General features: G+C 40.2%; 19 protein-coding genes. 16 read left to right on the plus strand and 3 right to left on the minus strand.

All coding sequences use genetic code 11. The features are described from left to right. The first annotated feature begins 371 nt into the window (after positions 1–371). The 4 genes from HYS07_03535 (at position 372) to HYS07_03550 (ending at position 4211) form a co-directional block, all read left to right on the plus strand. Positions 372–752 (plus strand): hypothetical protein, encoded by a 381-nt coding sequence (locus tag HYS07_03535; GenBank protein MBI1870247.1) that lies wholly within the window; start codon positions 372–374, stop codon positions 750–752. Between the two features lie 656 nt (positions 753–1408). Further along, on the plus strand, positions 1409–2140 hold the full coding sequence (pssA, locus tag HYS07_03540; protein MBI1870248.1) for a CDP-diacylglycerol--serine O-phosphatidyltransferase: 732 nt from the start codon (positions 1409–1411) through the stop codon (positions 2138–2140). Positions 2141–2266: 126 nt separating this feature from the next. Beyond that, positions 2267–3238 (plus strand): L,D-transpeptidase family protein, encoded by a 972-nt coding sequence (locus HYS07_03545; GenBank protein MBI1870249.1) that lies wholly within the window; start codon positions 2267–2269, stop codon positions 3236–3238. 1 nt (position 3239) lies between these two features. After that, positions 3240–4211 carry an acetyl-CoA carboxylase carboxyltransferase subunit alpha gene (locus HYS07_03550; protein MBI1870250.1) on the plus strand — a complete coding sequence of 324 codons (972 nt, stop codon included), beginning with the start codon at positions 3240–3242 and terminating at the stop codon, positions 4209–4211. Between the two features lie 9 nt (positions 4212–4220). Here the strand turns inward: HYS07_03550 and HYS07_03555 are convergent, their stop codons facing one another. Genes HYS07_03555 through HYS07_03565 form a run of 3 tightly spaced genes read right to left on the minus strand, consistent with a single transcriptional unit; the run spans position 4221 to position 5617 of the window. Beyond that, positions 4221–4649 (minus strand): DUF86 domain-containing protein, encoded by a 429-nt coding sequence (locus tag HYS07_03555; protein ID MBI1870251.1) that lies wholly within the window; start codon positions 4647–4649, stop codon positions 4221–4223. Beyond that, complete coding sequence (locus HYS07_03560; protein ID MBI1870252.1) at positions 4649–5074, minus strand: nucleotidyltransferase domain-containing protein; 426 nt, start codon at positions 5072–5074, stop codon at positions 4649–4651. The genes HYS07_03555 and HYS07_03560 overlap by 1 nt, the downstream gene beginning before the upstream one ends. A 9-nt stretch (positions 5075–5083) precedes the next feature. Beyond that, complete coding sequence (locus HYS07_03565; protein MBI1870253.1) at positions 5084–5617, minus strand: NUDIX hydrolase; 534 nt, start codon at positions 5615–5617, stop codon at positions 5084–5086. Between the two features lie 353 nt (positions 5618–5970). Here HYS07_03565 and HYS07_03570 point away from each other — a divergent pair, with 353 nt between their 5' ends. From HYS07_03570 to HYS07_03625, 12 genes are all read left to right on the plus strand, one after another. Then, a complete protein-coding gene (locus HYS07_03570) occupies positions 5971–7029 on the plus strand; it encodes a 3-isopropylmalate dehydrogenase (GenBank protein ID MBI1870254.1) in 1059 nt (352 codons plus the stop codon). A gap of 150 nt (positions 7030–7179) precedes the next feature. Continuing rightward, positions 7180–8181, plus strand: coding sequence for an aspartate-semialdehyde dehydrogenase (locus tag HYS07_03575; protein ID MBI1870255.1), 1002 nt, complete (start codon positions 7180–7182; stop codon positions 8179–8181). A 153-nt stretch (positions 8182–8334) separates the two neighbouring features. Next, a complete protein-coding gene (locus tag HYS07_03580; protein MBI1870256.1) occupies positions 8335–9237 on the plus strand; it encodes a TIGR02757 family protein in 903 nt (300 codons plus the stop codon). A 335-nt stretch (positions 9238–9572) separates the two neighbouring features. Next, on the plus strand, positions 9573–9944 hold the full coding sequence (locus tag HYS07_03585) for a DUF309 domain-containing protein (GenBank protein ID MBI1870257.1): 372 nt from the start codon (positions 9573–9575) through the stop codon (positions 9942–9944). Between the two features lie 341 nt (positions 9945–10285). Further along, positions 10286–10612 (plus strand): 50S ribosomal protein L21, encoded by a 327-nt coding sequence (gene rplU / locus HYS07_03590; protein MBI1870258.1) that lies wholly within the window; start codon positions 10286–10288, stop codon positions 10610–10612. 45 nt (positions 10613–10657) lie between these two features. Further along, on the plus strand, positions 10658–10927 hold the full coding sequence (gene rpmA / locus HYS07_03595; protein ID MBI1870259.1) for a 50S ribosomal protein L27: 270 nt from the start codon (positions 10658–10660) through the stop codon (positions 10925–10927). Positions 10928–11154: 227 nt separating this feature from the next. Then, positions 11155–12162: a GTPase ObgE gene (gene obgE / locus HYS07_03600; GenBank protein MBI1870260.1), complete on the plus strand. Its 1008-nt coding sequence runs from the start codon at positions 11155–11157 to the stop codon at positions 12160–12162. Positions 12163–12273: 111 nt separating this feature from the next. Further along, complete coding sequence (gene proB, locus HYS07_03605; GenBank protein MBI1870261.1) at positions 12274–13374, plus strand: glutamate 5-kinase; 1101 nt, start codon at positions 12274–12276, stop codon at positions 13372–13374. Further along, the gene (locus tag HYS07_03610; protein ID MBI1870262.1) at positions 13371–14627 is read left to right on the plus strand and encodes a glutamate-5-semialdehyde dehydrogenase; all 1257 of its coding nucleotides are present in this window, start codon (positions 13371–13373) and stop codon (positions 14625–14627) included. Before proB ends, HYS07_03610 begins: the two co-directional genes overlap by 4 nt. 55 nt (positions 14628–14682) lie before the next feature. Continuing rightward, complete coding sequence (locus tag HYS07_03615) at positions 14683–15312, plus strand: nicotinate-nucleotide adenylyltransferase (GenBank protein MBI1870263.1); 630 nt, start codon at positions 14683–14685, stop codon at positions 15310–15312. Positions 15313–15373: 61 nt separating this feature from the next. Further along, the gene (rsfS, locus tag HYS07_03620) at positions 15374–15718 is read left to right on the plus strand and encodes a ribosome silencing factor (GenBank protein ID MBI1870264.1); all 345 of its coding nucleotides are present in this window, start codon (positions 15374–15376) and stop codon (positions 15716–15718) included. A 219-nt stretch (positions 15719–15937) separates the two neighbouring features. Beyond that, positions 15938–17632 (plus strand): arginine--tRNA ligase, encoded by a 1695-nt coding sequence (locus HYS07_03625; GenBank protein ID MBI1870265.1) that lies wholly within the window; start codon positions 15938–15940, stop codon positions 17630–17632. The last annotated feature ends 176 nt before the right edge of the window (positions 17633–17808 follow it).

Raw genomic sequence — 17808 nt, forward strand, 5'->3', positions numbered from 1 at the left:
AGGAAATAATTCTTCCTCGTCGCATGCCCCTCCGTTTGATCCTTGGGGAGGAGTAGGCGGGGCTATTGTTCTTGCAGGCTTTCCAGAAGGTGCCGTTGTAGTTGGTGTTCCGATGGGGTCAAGGGTTGGGTGGTTTAAAGGGGGGAAGGAAGGAAACCTTCCTACTACAGGGTCACGACCTTTCAAACCAAAAAAACAGAAGGGAGCAGGGCTAAAAAAAGATCGGCAGGGTGGATACATTGATAAATACAACAATTCGTGGAAATGGGATCCAAGAAAGGGGGAATGGGACGTGCAACATAGGGATAGTAGTCATACCAATGTAAATTCTCGAGGCGAGATAACTCACGGCCCAGATAATTTCTAGCATTATGGAAGACATCGTTGCTATCAAAGTGAAGGATAAAGTGAAGGGTGTTGTGGCCTTTTTAACGTGGGGCAGAGTTTTTGATCGACTTGACCCGGAGCCATTGTTGGCTGCGGTATCTCACAGTTTAGTAAATTTTGGACTCAAAAAAGTTGTTGAAATGAACGTTTGTGAATGTTTGCAAGAGGTTTCTGGCCACGCTTATTTTTTTGAGGCTTTAGTTGCGATGAGTAGAAAACAAATTCCTACTCAGGGAAGCAAGTATAAAGCTTGGTTAATGACTAAACGTAAAGAAATAACACGAGGAAAAGAAATTTACTATATCGGTTACTATGTAGGAGAAGCAGGGGGGACGTTCATTGATTCATTGACACAACATTGTTAAAACTCTAAGCAGCGATAGAGAGACTGCGTATAAGTCTGGCCGATTTAATTTTGAAGAACTGATGAGACAGGGTATGACTCTTTGAGAGAGTGGAAGTTGTATCAAAGAGCATAAGAGAGTAGAAGGCTCAAAGAGGACGTGACTGAAACTGATTTATTTTTGCAAGGCATCATCGATAAGATCTTTAGGGAACTCGAGTTTTGAGTTTGGATTGACTTGATTCTTTGGTCATTGATCATAATATTGGCATCCCAAGATGACTCAAAGAAATACTGAAAACGTTGATAATCGACATTTGAGAATCGAGACATAGCCCAAAGGGAATTGCGCTTATAGTCATTGAAAAGGGAATAAATGGCCCTATCCTCTGCATCTCCTGAAGAACATATTTTATTTTGAATACAGTTATTCTGGAGCAAGTTAGGGGATATGGTCAAGTATAAAATATATGCAAAGAATTAGTATTACGTAAGTTAAGTCGATCAACAACTTACAACAAATTATTTTTTTCTAATGCAGGAATTTTAACAAGGTTGTGTTAAAAATTGATAATTGAAAATGGGTAATTTAGGAATTTATTTATTTTACCTTTATTATCAATTCCCAATGATCCATTATCAATTAACGCTTATAACTGTTTTTAAAAGGAGGATCGGGTGAGAAAAATTTATTTATTGCCAAATCTTATGACGACTGGAAATTTCTTATGTGGAATGATTTCAGTGAGTCTTTCTCTCAAAGGAGACTTTCCATCAGCCTCATTATGGATTTTGGTGGCCATGCTCTTCGATTTTCTAGATGGTCAAGTCGCCCGTCTCAGTAAATCCATGTCAAAATTTGGGGAGGAATACGATTCTCTTTGTGATTTGATGACTTTCGGAATTGCCCCGACGATTTTGATCTATGAAATGAGTCTCTCAAAACTAGGCCGAATGGGGATCAGCATTGCTTTTATTTATTCTGTCTGTTGTGCATTAAGGTTAGCAAGGTACAACGCCAAATTAAATAAACCTTCAAAGTATGTTTTCTCTGGGTTACCGTCTACCGCTGCAGGTGGAGCTGTTGCAGCGAGTGTCATTGCAGCGGATCATTTGGAATGGTTAGGAATCATTGGAATGGCGCCTTTTTTAATGATTCTTTTAGCTTTTTTAATGATCAGTACTATTGAATATCCCAAAATCAATGCTTTATTTTTGAAGAGAAAAAGTCCTTTTTTTTATTTAGTGGTGGGTGCAGTTGCCTTAGGCGGATTTATATTTTTTGGTGAGCTCTCGCTCGCTATCGGTTTTATTCTCTATGTTTTAGGAGGACCTGTTTACGATATTTTCCATCGAACTCAATTAGCAGAACTTCTTTTGGAGGAGCCTTTAAAAAATGTTGAGTCATAAAATGTTATTATCTTAATATTCGCAGCTTAATAGACATTGAACATCTTCGAAGGGTAAAATTTTTTTCTTTTCCTTCATTTTTAATCATCCTGATTTTTCTTAATTTTTGAATGGGAGGCGATATCCATGATGAAACGATTTTGGGTTTATAGGGTCAGTTTTCTCGTCATGGCTTTAGGGATTGGGGGGACATTTTTTTTCTTTATGAAAACGCCGACCGAAGAAGTCGCCTCATCCCCTGAAATCATCTCGAATCAACCCTTGAGTGGACGCAACGTTCTTGAAGGGCCTAAGGAGCTTTCTGAAAAAGTGGATTCCCCCTCTTCTGGAAAAACCAATCTCTCCAAAGAAATTCCAAAACCTGTTCCTCAAATCGAAACCCAGAAATTGATTCCAGTCAAAGATGCAGATAAAAAACTTGCGCTAGCCAAAGAGCTGAAATCTTCTGGAAAACTAACTGAGGCTCACGAAATTTTAAAGGAACTTATTTTGGCTTCTAATATTACTCATGAAGAGGTCCAAAAAGAATTTTGGGACGTTAATACAAAACTGATTTTTTCTGATAGTGCGATTCCCGGATGGCGTCAAGAAATCACGGTTGGAAAAGGGGATAGTCTATTTATGATTGCCAAGCAATATCATACGACGGTTGATTTATTAGAAGAGAGTAATCATCTCAGCTCCAAGAACCTCCATCCTGGAGAGATCCTTCACGTTTTTACAGGTCAAATTTCTTTGGTTGCAAGTAAATCTCTTAATATTCTCAATCTCAAGATCAATGGGGAGGTTGTGAAAACTTATCAAGTAGGGACTGGGGTCGGGGGAAGTACTCCCGTGGGTGAGTTCAAGGTTATTAACAAATTAAAAGATCCGTCGTGGCATCATGACGGGAAAACCTATCCTTTTGGTGATCCTAAAAATATTTTAGGAACACGCTGGATGGGACTTAACTTTAAAGGTTATGGCATTCATGGAACTTTGGATCCAACTTCGGTTGGAAAACAATCTAGTGCAGGTTGTATTCGTCTTAAAAATGAAGAAGTTGAGGAGCTTTATAAAATTGTTCCCGTGGGCACGGTTGTCAGTATTGTTGAATAATATGAAACAATCCAGTTTAGAGTTTGAAAGACCGATTTTAGAGCTTGAGCAGAAAATCTCTGAGCTCAAGAAATTTTCCCAAGAAAAGGGAATCGATGTTACCTCGGAACTTAAAAACCTTGAAAAAAAATTAGAGGGTCTTCGTCATCAAATCTTACAGAATTTGACCGCATGGCAGAGAGTTCAAATTGCACGCCATCCTCAAAGGCCTTATACCCTCGATTATATTCGCCTTGTCATGGAAGAATTTATTGAACTTCATGGGGATCGACGTTTTGGCGATGATCAGGCCTTGGTTGGGGGCTTCGCAAAAATGGAAGACCATCGTTTGATGGTGCTTGGGCATCAAAAGGGAAGGGATCTTAAAGAGCGGCAAAAACGTTCCTTTGGTTGTGCTCATCCAGAAGGATATCGAAAGGCCTTGCGATTGATGCAGATGGCTGAAAAAGCGAAAACTCCGATTTTGGCCTTGATCGATACTCCTGGGGCTTATCCGGGTGTAGGGGCTGAAGAGCGAGGTCAAGCGGAGGCTATTGCTGTTAATTTGAGGGAGATGTCCCAGATTAAGGTTCCGATTGTGGCGGCAGTGATTGGAGAAGGAGGTAGCGGAGGTGCTTTGGGAATTGGGGTAGCAGACCGTATTCTCATCTTGGAGAATGCATATTATTCGGTCATATCTCCGGAAGGATGTGCTTCTATTCTTTGGCGTGAAAAAGGAAAAATGGTTGATGCAGCTGAGGCCCTAAAATTAACTGCATATGATTTGCTTTCTTTGGGAATTGTAGATGAAATAATTCCAGAGCCTATCGGCGGGGCCCACCATGACTATGAAATCACAGCTCGCCATCTTCGAAAAACGGTTCAAAAACATTTGCTTGAATTGATTAAAATGGGCTCTGAAGAGTTAATTGAAACGAGATATCAAAAATTTAGAAAGATGGGTGTATTTACCGAATTTAAGCCTGAAGGGTGATGTTTTTGGTCAAAATTTCCTCTTTAATAGATATTCGGCAATGTACTGTGAAAAATGTTCGAAATCTTCAAGATCGTTTTCGAGAAATGGGTGCACCTTTTTCATATCGACTTCGGCATATTCATGAACAATGATGTTTCTAAATCCAGCAACAGGAGAAAAGTTCTGTGCGAAATTTTCCGGTAATATTTTATTTTCAGCGAGGATTTTGAAAACTTCTCTTGCTCCTTCAGGTTTGCGTAACTTAAGCTCGCTGATAAGCAGTTCTCCAATATCGATGGTGCATTCAATGGTCAGTTGAAGATAATGTAAAACCGCTCCTTGGAGGGTATAGTCGTTTTCTAGTTCTTGAAGAGAACTTTTTTGGTAGCTCTTGAGATAGGAAAGATACTCTTTTAGTTTTTCAATTTTTGAATTGATTGTCAGTAAAGAAGTCATTAGAATCCTCCCCGAGCAATCCTTTCCAAGGCCAATTCTGCATGGCGACGATAATAGTATTCTTGATCAAAATAGAAGCTCATCGTTCTTGCCTCAAATTGAATTCGCATGATTTCGTTCTTTGAGTGAAGAAGAATTCCATCATGGACCACATTAAAACATAAGAGGAGGGGACTCTCGTTCAGAATAGAAAGGTCGATTCTCTTTGTTTTTAAAAATGACATCAGTTCAGATATTAGTTCAGCTTTGTAACGATAGGAGGTTTGGGAAGGGGAAGATGTTTCATTGAGGAGAATAGCAAGATCAACATCGCTTTCTGGATGATCTTCTCCTTTAGCCAAAGAGCCGAAGAGATAAGCTATTTGAATCTCAGGATTCGCATTAAAATAAGGGTTCAGTACCCGTTTAATATCATTAGGTCTCATCGTCCTATTTTATGATGAGATTTGATGTTGCGCAACATACAAAAGTCCCAAGATGCTTTTGCTGTCGATAATTTTACCCTCATCAATTTTTTTTAACGCCTCAGGCAAGGTTAATCTGACCGCTTCAATGAGTTCATCCTCATCTGGATCTGTCTCCTTTAAAGTAAGGTCTGAAGCCGTAAAAAGATGAATCAGCTCGTTGCTGTATCCAATGGCAGGATAAAAGCTCAAGTGTTTTTTGATTTTTTGAGCCACATAACCTGTTTCTTCCCGCAGTTCACGCTTTGTCGTTTGGAGAGGTGTTTCTCCAGGATCCATTCTTCCTGCAGGAATTTCTAAAGTTATCTTTTCTGCTGTTTTTCGGTATTGCTTGACCATCACGATTTTCCCATCTTCAAGAAAGGGAATGACTGCAATAACCCCTCCATGCGTGACGACTTCGCGGGTTGCAATGAGGCCATTGGGCATACGAACTTTTTTAACAACGAGATCAAGGATGCGACCTGTATAAATTTTTTTTTCTGAAATGGTGATTTCTTTCATTCGAATGCTCCATTAAACCCAGAATTTGCAATAGGCCGCGGAATTTTTGCTGAGATCTTAGCCACCTTGGCCTTCAGAAATGCCAGCAAAGGAGGCCCGCTGCCTTAATGGCAGACAAAGGGCCGACTGCGCTAGTAGATGTTTCTTTTCCTTATGAAGCGACAGACATCTATCAATGTATGCCTACGTTTCCCCCTACGGGGACCTTGTCTTCAGGCCAATCTGGCTCAAGCTCTTGCTCTTGAGTTATCGCGTCTATTGCAAAATCTGGGTTAAAATTGAAAGATTAAAAATCCGTTTGTTTAATATAGGCTCTTCGGATATAATCCACAACACATTTTAGGAGGTGGACGGTGTCTAAGACATATAGAATTGCAGTCATGGGAGGGGATGGGACGGGACCTGAGGTGATTCGGGAAGGGATGAAGGTGATTGACAGTGTAGCCCAACATCGCTTTAAGGTTGAATGGATTTCGTTTCCTTTTGGAGGAGAACATTACCAGAGGACAGGGGACATTTTACCTGATTCAGCCATTGAGGAATTTAAGAAATTTGACGCTATTTATTTGGGGGCCATTGGTCATCCTGAGGTAAAACCTGGAATTTTAGAGAAGGGGATTCTCTTAAAATTGAGGTTTGCACTTGATCAGTATATAAATTTAAGACCGGTAAAACTTTATGCGGGGGTCGAGACCCCTCTTAAGAATAAAGGTCCTGAACATATTGATTTTGTAGTGGTCCGTGAAAACACAGAAGGTCTTTATTGTGGTGCAGGTGGTTTTCTAAAAAAGGGAACACCCGATGAGGTCGCGATTCAAGAGTCCATCAATACTCGTAAGGGGGTTGAGCGGTGTTTACGTTTTGCCTTTGAATATACCCAAAAGCGAAATCGTTCAAAAAAATTAACCCTTTGTGGAAAAACGAATGTTCTGACCTTTGCCTTTGATTTATGGGAAAGGGCCTTCCATGAAATTGCTCTGCAATATTCAGATGTGAAAACAGATTATGCCCATGTCGATGCCACGTGCATGTGGATGGTCAAAAATCCGGAATGGTTTGATGTGATTGTGACCGACAATATGTTTGGAGATATTATTACAGATTTAGGGGCCATGATTCAGGGAGGGATGGGAATTGCGGCAGGAGGAAATCTTAATCCCGAGGGCGTTTCCATGTTTGAACCCATTGGGGGCTCTGCTCCAAAGTATACGGGACAGAATAAAATCAATCCTTTGGCTGCGATCAGTGCTGGAGGGATGATGCTTGATTATTTGGGTGAAAAGGAATCCGCCCAAAAAATTGAGAAGGCAGTGATTGAAGTAACAAGCCAGAAGCTCAAGTCTTTATCTGCAGGGCAGATGGGATACACCACAACGCAAGTGGGGGACCTTGTTGCGGAGTTAGTCTCATAAATCAAAAATCAAAATGCAAAAATCAAAATGACAATGCAAATATCAAAAATTTAAAACGAAAACTAAATGCTTAAGCAAATTAGAATTTTTAAATTTTGATTTGTCATTTTGTATTTTGATTTTTGGATTTTGATATTTTAAAGAGGATTTATGTCAAGTTACAACGTTGCCATCGTCGGTGCCACGGGGGCCGTGGGCCATGAAATGATTAAAGTTCTTGAGGATCGAAAATTTCCCGTAAAAGAGTTAAGACTTTTTGCATCTCTCCGTTCTACGGGAAAGAACATGTCTTTTTGTGGAACATCTTTGCCTGTTGAAGAATTGAAAAGCACCTCTTTTAAAGGAGTGGAAGTTGCCCTTTTTAGTGCGGGTGCAGGTCGAAGCCTTGAATTTGCCCCTCATGCGGTAAAAAGCGGTGCCGTTGTGATTGATAATTCAAGTGCTTTTCGAATGGATCCGAATGTTCCTTTGGTGGTTCCCGAGATTAATTCAGATGATATTCAAAAGCATCAAGGAATGATTGCCAATCCTAATTGCTCCACCATTCAAATGGTGGTTGCCTTAAATCCCATTCATCAAGTTTCAAGGATTAAACGGGTGATTGTGAATACCTATCAGGCCGTTTCGGGTACAGGAATGAAGGCGATTCAGGAGTTGGAAAATCAAGTAAAGCAGTGGGCAAAGGGTGAAGTTATTTCAAAAGAGGTTTATCCTCATCAAATTGCGTTTAATGTTCTTCCTCATGTGGATGTTTTTTATGACACCGGTTATACCAAGGAAGAAATGAAAATGGTTCATGAGACGCATAAAATTATGCATGATGATGAGATGAAAATTTCGGCTACCTGTGTGCGGGTTCCGGTTTTCAGAGCCCATTCAGAAGCGGTTCATATTGAGCTTGAGAAAAAATTAACAGCTTCTCAAGTAAAAGAAATTTTATCAAAGGCGCCTGGAATCACGGTTCAGGATAATCCTAAGCAAAATCTTTATCCTTTGGCCATTGATGCTACAGGAAAATATAATGTTTTTGTCGGTCGTATTCGAGAAGACATTGCGCTCCACAATGGAATTGCCTTGTGGGTGGTTGCAGATCAACTCCTGAAAGGGGCGGCGCTAAATGCGGTCCAAATTGCGGAATGTCTAGCCCTCTGAAAAAGGCCCATCTGCTGCGTTGCTTGCTTCGCTTAGTCGTCGACGTACAACAAAAAGTACGCCTCCTCCAACGCTTGCAAGCGCCCTTAGCTCTGGACCTTTTTGAGAGGGCTTTAGGAATAAGGTTTTGCTCTCTTTAAAACATACATTTCTATGAACTCCCCTCTTGAACTCAAAAAATATTTAGATCCTTTTCTAAAAAAGTTTAATTATTCCAAACATCTTTCTCAAGATCCTATCCTTTTTATCCATCGCTATCAAGAACCCCGCGATCAAGAAGTGGTGGCTTTATTAGCTTCCAGTTTGGCCTATGGCCGTGTCGAAAAAATTCTTGAATTTCTTGAACGTTTATTTCAAATCATGGGACCTTCCCCTTATCAATTTATTATAAAATTTGATCCCGAGAGAGATCGGAAGCTTTTTCATGATTTCACTTATCGATTCCATCGAGGTCGGCACATTGCTTGTTTCATTTATTTGATAAGCAAGATCCTTAATCAATATGGCTCACTGGAAAAATTTTTTCTGAAATTTTACTCTGAAGACTTTCCTCAGATGGAACAATCCATCTCTCAGTTTGTCCATGGGTTTTTAAATCAAGAGGTGTTTCCATTTTATCGCTCGGGTCGATTACCTAAAGATTCACCTGTGCGGTTTTTCCTTCCAAATCCAAAAGATGGAAGCACTTGTAAACGTTTATGTTTATTTTTGAGATGGATGGTGAGAGGGCCTGATTCAGTTGATTTAGGAGTTTGGAAGAAGGTTCGTTCCAAAGATTTAATCATCCCCCTCGATACTCATGTCGCTCGTATCAGCAGATATCTAGGGTTAACTTCTTCTTTAACTTATTCTTGGAAAACAAGTTGTGAGATCACTGAAAGTCTTAAATTATTAGATTCTAGTGATCCTGTCAAATATGATTTTGCCCTTTGCCATTTGGGTATATCTGGGGATTGTCCTAGTCGTCAAGATATTCTCAAATGTAAACCCTGCTCGCTTCGCCCTGTGTGTAGGTGCTGGAATGAATGTTTCAGTTTGGAGCAGTTATCTTGTTGAGATAGGTAAAGTAAGCTCGAAAAATAATGGTATGGATTTTGCTGTATAAGGCTATAGAATTTAGAATACTCGATGTTGGTTATGAATCTCGACCTTGATCGCGTAGGGCGAGGGAAAAAAGAACCCGGTAGAATCCTTAATCTTTTCCTGAGAACGAGGAAGGAAGCGACCTACCGGGGTTCTTTTTGTCACCCAGGCAGTATTTTTTTCCTATCTGGCGATAATTTTTAAATTGTATTTTAGTGCGCTATCAATAAAATCAAAGATCAAAAATCAAGAATCAAAATTACAAATCAAAAATAAAAATGTAAAAGCAAAAAATTAGAAAAAAGTAAATGAACTATCCAGAAAAATATCTTGAAGGAATTAAATGTTTTAATGAGAGGCAATATTTTGAATGCCATGAATGCCTGGAAAGTCTTTGGCTAGAAGTGGGAGGTATTCAGGAAATTTTTTATCAAGCCTTGATTCAGGCTGCAGTCGCTATTTACCATTTGGAAAGAGGTAATTTTTGGGGAGCTCAGTCTCTTTATCAGGAAAGCCTTAAAAAATTTTCAAAAGTACCCGATCTTTATATGGGGCTTCAGGTGAGAGAATTTGAGCAAGATTTTAAGAAATTTTTTACGCCTTATCTTGCCTTAAAAAAAGGAGATTTTATTGAGATAAGTCCTGCCTCTTTCCCTAAGATTATTTTAGTCATAGGTTAGCCCATCGCGGTCCTCAAGCAAAAAGCGAGGGTGAGCCGGGTCAATAACGGTGTAAAATTATTTCGCTGATTTCATGCTAATGGCCAAAAAATTGAGAATTGGATTTTATGATAAAGAGGGTTAGCAGGTTTGAGGAAAGGAGAATGAGATGAAAGAGACATGTATGTCACAGAGATGAGGGAGGGGGTCTATGGGGTGACGCCACAGATCAGCCCCGGATATGAATGGGTGTTTGAAAATCCTAATGTCCTTGCGGTTGAAAACTTATTCCGTCTATTTCACCTTGACAGATTAGGGCTTGAACCCTATAGTGTTCCTACAAAATTCTAGAGAGGGATGGTATGAGCGAATTATTTGCAGTCATTGAGACAGGCGCAAAGCAGTACAGAGTCCAGTCGGGAGATCTGATTAAAGTTGAAAAACTTGATACGACTGAGGCTGGCGAAGAAGTTTCTTTTGATAGGGTTCTTTTGGTGTCTGGTAATGGAGAGATCAAAGTTGGAAATCCTATCATTAATAATGCCAAGGTATTAGGAAAATATGTTAAAGAAACAAAGGCCGAAAAACTTATTGCGTTTAAATATACAAGACGTAAAAATTATCGTAGAAAAATAGGTCATCGTCAAAAACATAGTTTGGTTAAGATTGAGTCAGTACAAGTGAATTAATTTTCTTTTAGTTACGAAAAACGAACCACGAACGACGGATTTATTATGGCACATAAAAAAGGTCAGGGAGCTTCTAGGAATGGGAGAGATAGTTGCTCTCAGCGTCTTGGAGTGAAGCGGTATGGAGACGAAGTTGTAACGGGTGGATCTATTCTTATTCGCCAGCGTGGCACTCTTTTTAAGCCTGGGTTAAATGTGGGGCGAGGATCGGATGATACCCTTTATGCCAAGATTAATGGTAGGGTGGTCTTTGAGGGGCTGAGTGCTCGTAATCGAAGAATTAGTATCTACCCTGTTGAAGTCAGTTCTTCGTAAAGTGTTGCTAATAAATTTAAAATTCAAAAATCAAAATACAAAATGACAATCCAAAACTCAAAATTTTTCCACGCGACGACATTGGGAACATTTTGGATTTTGATCTGTCATTTTGATTTTTGATATTTGATTTTTGGATTTTCATGGTTGTTTACAGGGCTAAGATTTAAGGGCTAAAATTTTGAATATGAGCTCTTAAAGCTTAGCCCTTCATTTTTTAGGGGAAAATTATGTTTATTGATCATGTTTTTGTGGATGTGAGAGGTGGAAATGGAGGAACAGGATGTGCAAGTTTTCGCCATGAGAAATATGTACCTCGTGGCGGTCCAAATGGAGGAGACGGAGGCGATGGGGGTGATGTTATTTTTCAAGCAAGTCGAAATCTGACCACCTTAATCGATTTTAGATTTAGACCGATTATTCAAGCCAAAGAAGGTGCTCATGGAAAAGGGTCTTTAAAAAATGGTGAAGATGGTGAGGACGTAACAGTTCAGGTTCCCATGGGGACTTTGGTGAAGAACAGCCAAACCTTGGAACTCTTATGTGATCTTGATGAGGATGGGATGAGCTTTATTGTTGCAAAGGGAGGGAAAGGAGGCAGAGGAAATACTCATTTTCATACTTCGACTCATCAGGCGCCTCGAGAGTTTGAGTATGGGGCAGAAGGAGAATCCCTTCGACTTTTGCTTGAGTTGCAGGTTGTTGCTCATGTCGGGCTTGTGGGTTTTCCAAATGCGGGGAAATCTACTTTGCTCAATAAGGTTTCTAATGCAAAATCAAAAGTTGCTGATTATCCTTTCACAACCCTTTCACCTATCTTGGGAGTCTTGAAATTAGATGCCGTCAATGATCTTGTTATTGCGGATATGCCAGGATTAATTGAGGGGGCTCATCGGAATGTAGGATTAGGCCATGAATTCTTAAGGCACCTGACCCGGACGCGTTTTCTTTTGTTTGTCATCGATATGTCAGGGGTCGCTATTCCAAGTCCTCAAGATGCTTTTTCCATTCTTATTCAGGAACTTGGACATCATGATCCATCGCTCTTAAAACGTCCACGGGCCGTTGTTGCGAACAAAATGGATTTGATTGGAGCTGAAGAGAATCTCAAGGTTTTTTGTAATCAATACCCTCAAGAAGAATTGATACCCCTTTGTGCTTTAAAAGGGGAGGGAATAAAGGATTTGATTTTGGAATTGGCAAAGGTAAAATTGAGTACGAAGACGAGTCCATAGTCAACGGTCCACAGTCCGTAGAAATAAATACTTTCTTTAAATCTGTCGATCGTCGACTGTCGACTGTGGACTCTTTTCATTCACTCGTGACCGTTATAAATAAGGTTCAACATGAACAGCGATATTAGAAAAAAGCTTCTCAATGGGGCTAAAAGAATTGTTGTCAAGGTCGGGACCAAGCTTTTAGTCAATGCTCAGGGTCATCTGGATCAGGTGCGAATGACCCAGCTTGTTGAGGAATTGCGTTGGCTGGTCGAGTCTGGATATGAAACGATTTTAGTCAGTTCAGGTGCTATTGTGACCGGGCTTGAAGCGCTTGGTTTATCTAAGCGCCCAAAAGAACTTCCCAAGCTTCAAGCAGCGGCTGCGATTGGGCAAGGGCTTTTGATGCACCTTTATCAAGAGACCTTTTCAAAACATGGAGTTCAAATTGCTCAGGTTCTTCTCACGGCTCAAGATTTGGAGGAGCGGCGAAGGCATTTAAACGCTAAGAATACCTTTGAAGCTTTATTAGCAAAAAAAGTGGTTCCGATTGTGAATGAGAATGATACTGTGGCTGTTGATGAAATTAAGTTTGGGGATAATGATCAACTCTCCGCTTTGGTTGCCAATCTTGTTCATGCAGATCTTTTAATTATTTTGACGGATCAAGAGGGATTTTTAAAAAATGGGGACGTGGTTCGGACCATTTTTGAAATCAATGAAGAAATTGAAACATGGGCTCACAGAGCGAATGATTGGAAAGGGATTGGAGGGATGCAATCAAAGCTAGAAGCCGCTCGGATGATGATGAGATCGGGCGAGTCCATGATGATTGCGAATGGATTCACGAAGGATATTTTAAAAATGATCTTTCGCGGGGAGGAAGTCGGGACTTTTTTCATTTCCAAAAATGTGAAAATGTCTGGAAAAAAAAGGTGGATTGCCCATTTTGTAAGACCTAAGGGCGGACTCGTTTTAGATGAAGGAGCGATTGAGGCTGTGTGCCAGAAGAGGCGGAGTCTTTTGCTGCCAGGAATTTTGGACATCAGAGGGATTTTTAAGAAGAGGGATGCGGTGAGTCTTTTTGATGAAAAGAGATATGAAGTAGGCCGAGGAGAGGTGGCGTATTCATCTGAAGAGTTGAAAGGGATGATTGAGGAAAAGGGCAAAAAAAATTCTAAGAAGGCTCCATCGGAAGTGATTCATCGAGATCATTTAGTGATTTTATGAATATTAAAAATGACATAGAAGAGATTTGTAGGAAGGCAAAAGAAGCTTCACGTTTTTTGGCTCAGATGCCAAGTCAAAGCAAGAGTGCTTGTTTGATGGCGATGGCAAAGGAGCTTGAAAAATCTTTTGATGAAATAGAAGAAGCGAATAGCCTCGATTTAGAAGCTGGGAAAAAAGCCGGGCTTTCATCTGCCCTTTTGGATCGTTTGAAGTTAAATCTTCAGAGGGTCAAATTAATGAGCGAGGGATTGAGGCAGGTTGCAGCACTCAATGATCCTGTGGGTGAAATCATTGAAAAATGGACTCGGCCGAATGGAATCGAGATTGAAAAAGTAAGGGTTCCTCTGGGAGTCATTGCCATTATTTATGAGTCGCGTCCCAATGTGACAGTCGATTCGGCAGGTCTTTGCTTTAAATCAGGGAATGCCGTTATTTTGCGGGGAGGATCAGAGGCGATTCATACCAATATTGCACTATCAAAAATTTTAGCCAAAGTTCTCGTAGCCCACCACATTCCTCCAGAGGTGATACAGCTTGTTGAGACAACGGACCGAAATGCTATTCTTGAGCTTTTGAAAATGAATGGAAAAATTGATTTAGTTATTCCCAGAGGGGGAGAAGGACTCATTAAGACAGTGGCTGAAAATACAAGCATTCCTGTGATTAAGCATTATAAAGGGGTTTGCCATGTTTATGTAGATGCTTCAGCGAATTGGGATATGGCCGAACAGATTGTGTTGAATGCAAAGGTTCAAAGGCCTGGGGTGTGCAATGCGGCGGAAACTTTACTGGTTCATCAAGATTTGAAGAAAAATTTTCTTCCTAGGGTGATTCAATCTTTACAGAAGAAAGGGGTTGAAATCAGAGCTTGTCCCCAAACTCAATCGGTGGTGAAAGATTTAAAAGAAGCGACCCAAGAGGACTGGTCCACCGAATATCTGGACTTGATTCTTTCCGTTAAAGTCGTTAAAGATTTGAATGAGGCCATTTTTCATATTAACCATTATGGCTCGATGCATTCGGATAGTATTGTGACTGAAGATCAGAAAGCGGCAGAAAAATTTTTGAATGAAGTGGATGCAGCCTGTGTTTATCACAATGCCTCCACTCGTTTTACTGATGGATTTGAGTTTGGTTTTGGAGCAGAGATTGGAATTAGTACAGAAAAGATTCATGCCCGGGGTCCGATGGGACTGAGGGAGTTAACAAGCTATAAATATATCGTCAGGGGAAATGGGCAAATAAGGAGTTAAATTAAAATCAAAATTCAAATATCAAAAATCAAAATTTAGGAAGGATTGATTTCCTATGAGAATAGGTCTATTCGGGGGCACATTTGATCCCATTCATATGGGACACTTGGTTTTGGCGGAACAAGTTCGAGAAGAGATGCGTCTAGATAAAATCATTTTCATTCCCAGTGCCCATCCCCCCCACAAAAAAAATGAAACACTTTCTCTTGCTTCTCGACGTCTAAAGATGGTAGAGCTTGCTATTCAGGGAAATTCAGGTTTCGAAGTCTCTCGAATTGAGTTAGACCGAAAAGCGCCGTCCTATTCCTTGGATACGGTGAAGGCTTTTAAGAAGAAATATCCCAAAGATTCCCTTTTTTTTATTTTGGGATCAGATAGTCTTTTTGGAATGTATCATTGGTATCGTGTAGAAGAATTGATACAACTCTGTCATTTTGTGATTGTGCCTCGCCCCGGATTTTCTCTCGAAGATGTGAAGAACGTAAGTCTTCACTTAAGTCAAAGGGGGTTCAAAAAAGTGACGCGGTATTTTGTGAGAATGCCAGAGATTGGAATTTCCTCAACAGAGGTGAGAAAGAAAGTTGCAGGGGGTCTTTCAGTAAGGTATCTTGTACCCGAGAAAGTGTTTAAGTTTATTCAAAGGAAGAAACTTTATATTAAAAATAAAGATTTAAAGAGTAGTTAAATGAATAACATCCTTAATTTTGATTTTTGGATTTTGGATTTTTTAATAAAGGGAGGTGCACATCGAAGCAAAGGACTTAGCGCTTTACTGCGCACATGTCGCTGATTTAAAGCAGGGAGAAGATATTTTAGTGCTGGATGTGAGCAAAATTTCAACCATTACGTCTTTTTTTGTGATCATTACGGGAAGAGTCGATAAACACGTTAAGGCCATTGCAGATGAAGTAGAAGAAAAAGTGGATCAAAAAAAGATAGATTGTTATCACCGAGATTCCGATGAAAGTCTGAAGTGGATTATTCTCGATTATTTGGATGTGATGGTTCATGTTTTTGGTCGGGAAGCGCGAGATTTTTATAAGTTGGAGCAACTATGGGGCGATGCTGACGAGTTAGAGTGGAAGTCTTAAATGGTAATAGTCTACTCCCGGGAACCGAGGCAGTTTCTGATGTGGACGCTCGTTCCGACCAGCGATCGGAACGAGCTCTGACTGAGTCGTTCGCTCACCTCGACTATTCGTCGAGGTACCCTGAAGAGCGAACGACTTCAACGCCCCATCAAAAACTGCCTCGGTTCCCTTGGGGGGAATGTCAGCTAAACGGTTATTAAATGAATAAAAGAGGTTTTTGTGAATAAAGTGATTCGCCATTGTATTTCAGATGTTTTAAAAGTTGCCTTAGAGAGCTTGAAGGCTTCGGGAGAATTTATTTTTACCTCTTTTCCTTCTTTTACAATTGACCCTACAAAGGATGCAAAGTTTGGAGATGTTTCAACCAATGTGGCTCTGATACTCGCAAGTGAGTTAAAGAAGCCCCCTGGGCAAGTTGCAAAACGAATGGTTGAAGAGATTCAAAAAAGCCATTCAGTAAGTGTTGAAACCTTTCGATCTGTTCAGATCGGGGGACCTGGTTTCATTAATTTTTATCTTGGAAAAGAGCCTCTTTTAGCCATTTTGCATGAGATTTTACATTTGAAAGAGTTATATGGAAAATCAGACTTTGGAAATAAACAAAAAATTATTCTTGAATTTGTAAATGCCAATCCTACGGGTCCCTTAACATTGGCCCATGGGCGTCAAGCAGCAGTTGGGGATAGTCTCGCCAGGATTATGGATTTTACAGGTTATGATGTTTTTAAAGAGTATTATCTCAATGATCGGGGTCGCCAAATTAATGTTTTGGGGCATTCCGTTTATTTGCGTTATCTTGAACTCTTAGGAAAGACGGTTTCATTTCCAGAGGATTTTTATCAGGGGGACTACATTCGTGATTTGGCCCAAGAGGTTTTTGAAAAAAAATCGGATTCATTTTCAAAAGAAGACGAAAAAAAAGCAATTGAGTTCTTCTCTCAATATGCCTGCGATCGAATGATGGACGGGATTAAAAAGGATTTAGCCGATTTTGGTGTTCAATTTGATCAATATTTTAGCGAGCGAGAGTTTGTCGCAACAGGCAAGGTAGAGGCTTGTTTAGAGGAGTTAAGAAAAAGAGGTTTCGTTTATGAAGAGGAGGGAGCGGTTTGGCTGAGGTCTACAGATTTTGGAGATGATAAAAACCGGGTCCTCATCAAAAGTTCTGGGGAGATGACTTATATTACACCCGATACTGCTTACCATCGGGATAAGTTAATGAGAGGGTTTGACCGGGTTATTAATATTTGGGGGCCCGATCATCATGGTTATATTCCTCGATTGAAAGCAGCTCTTTCAGCCCTTGGATTTGATTCGGATAGAATCAGGGTCATCATTTTACAATTGGCAACTCTCTACGAAGGGGATGAGAAATTATCGATGTCGACTCGTCGGGGAGAATTTGTTACCTTAAGACAGGTGATGGATGAAGTTGGGAAGGATGTCGGAAGGTATTTCTTTCTCATGCGGCGTACGGATAGTCATTTAGATTTTGATTTGAATTTAGCCAAGAAACATTCTCTTGAAAATCCAATTTATTATATTCAATATGCACATGCCAGAATTTGTAGTATTTTTGAGAAGGTTGAGCGTGAAATAGGGGGGTCTCATCAGTTTTTTGAAAAAGCCCTTTCAGAGATTGTATCGTTTGAATCTCAGGAAGTAGAAATCATTAAAAAACTGGCCCTATTTCAAGAGGTGTTGGAGGGTTGTTCTATCCAGTTAGATCCTTACGGTCTAACGGATTATCTTTTAAAAGTGGCTCAAACCTTTCATCAGTTTTATAATCGAGAGAGGGTTATTTCTGATGATTTAGAAAAGACAAGGATACGGATGGCTCTGGTGAAGGCCGTTCAGATTGTATTGAAGAATGGTTTAGGGTTGCTTGGAGTCAATGCTCCGGAACAAATGTAGTTGACCCAAGAACAGAGTTTTACCTATCAATAATTAACACAACTTTGTTAAAAATCTCACGCAGCTAAGGCGAGGGCGTGTTTGAGTCTGGCGGATTTGATGTTGAAATAAGATTGGCAGAGGGCCTTGTTCTTTGACAGGGTACAAGAGGAGCTGTAAAGGAGGATAGAATTAAG

This window comes from Chlamydiota bacterium, from assembly GCA_016178055.1.
Taxonomy (GTDB): domain Bacteria; phylum Auribacterota; class JACPWU01; order JACPWU01; family JACPWU01; genus JACOUC01.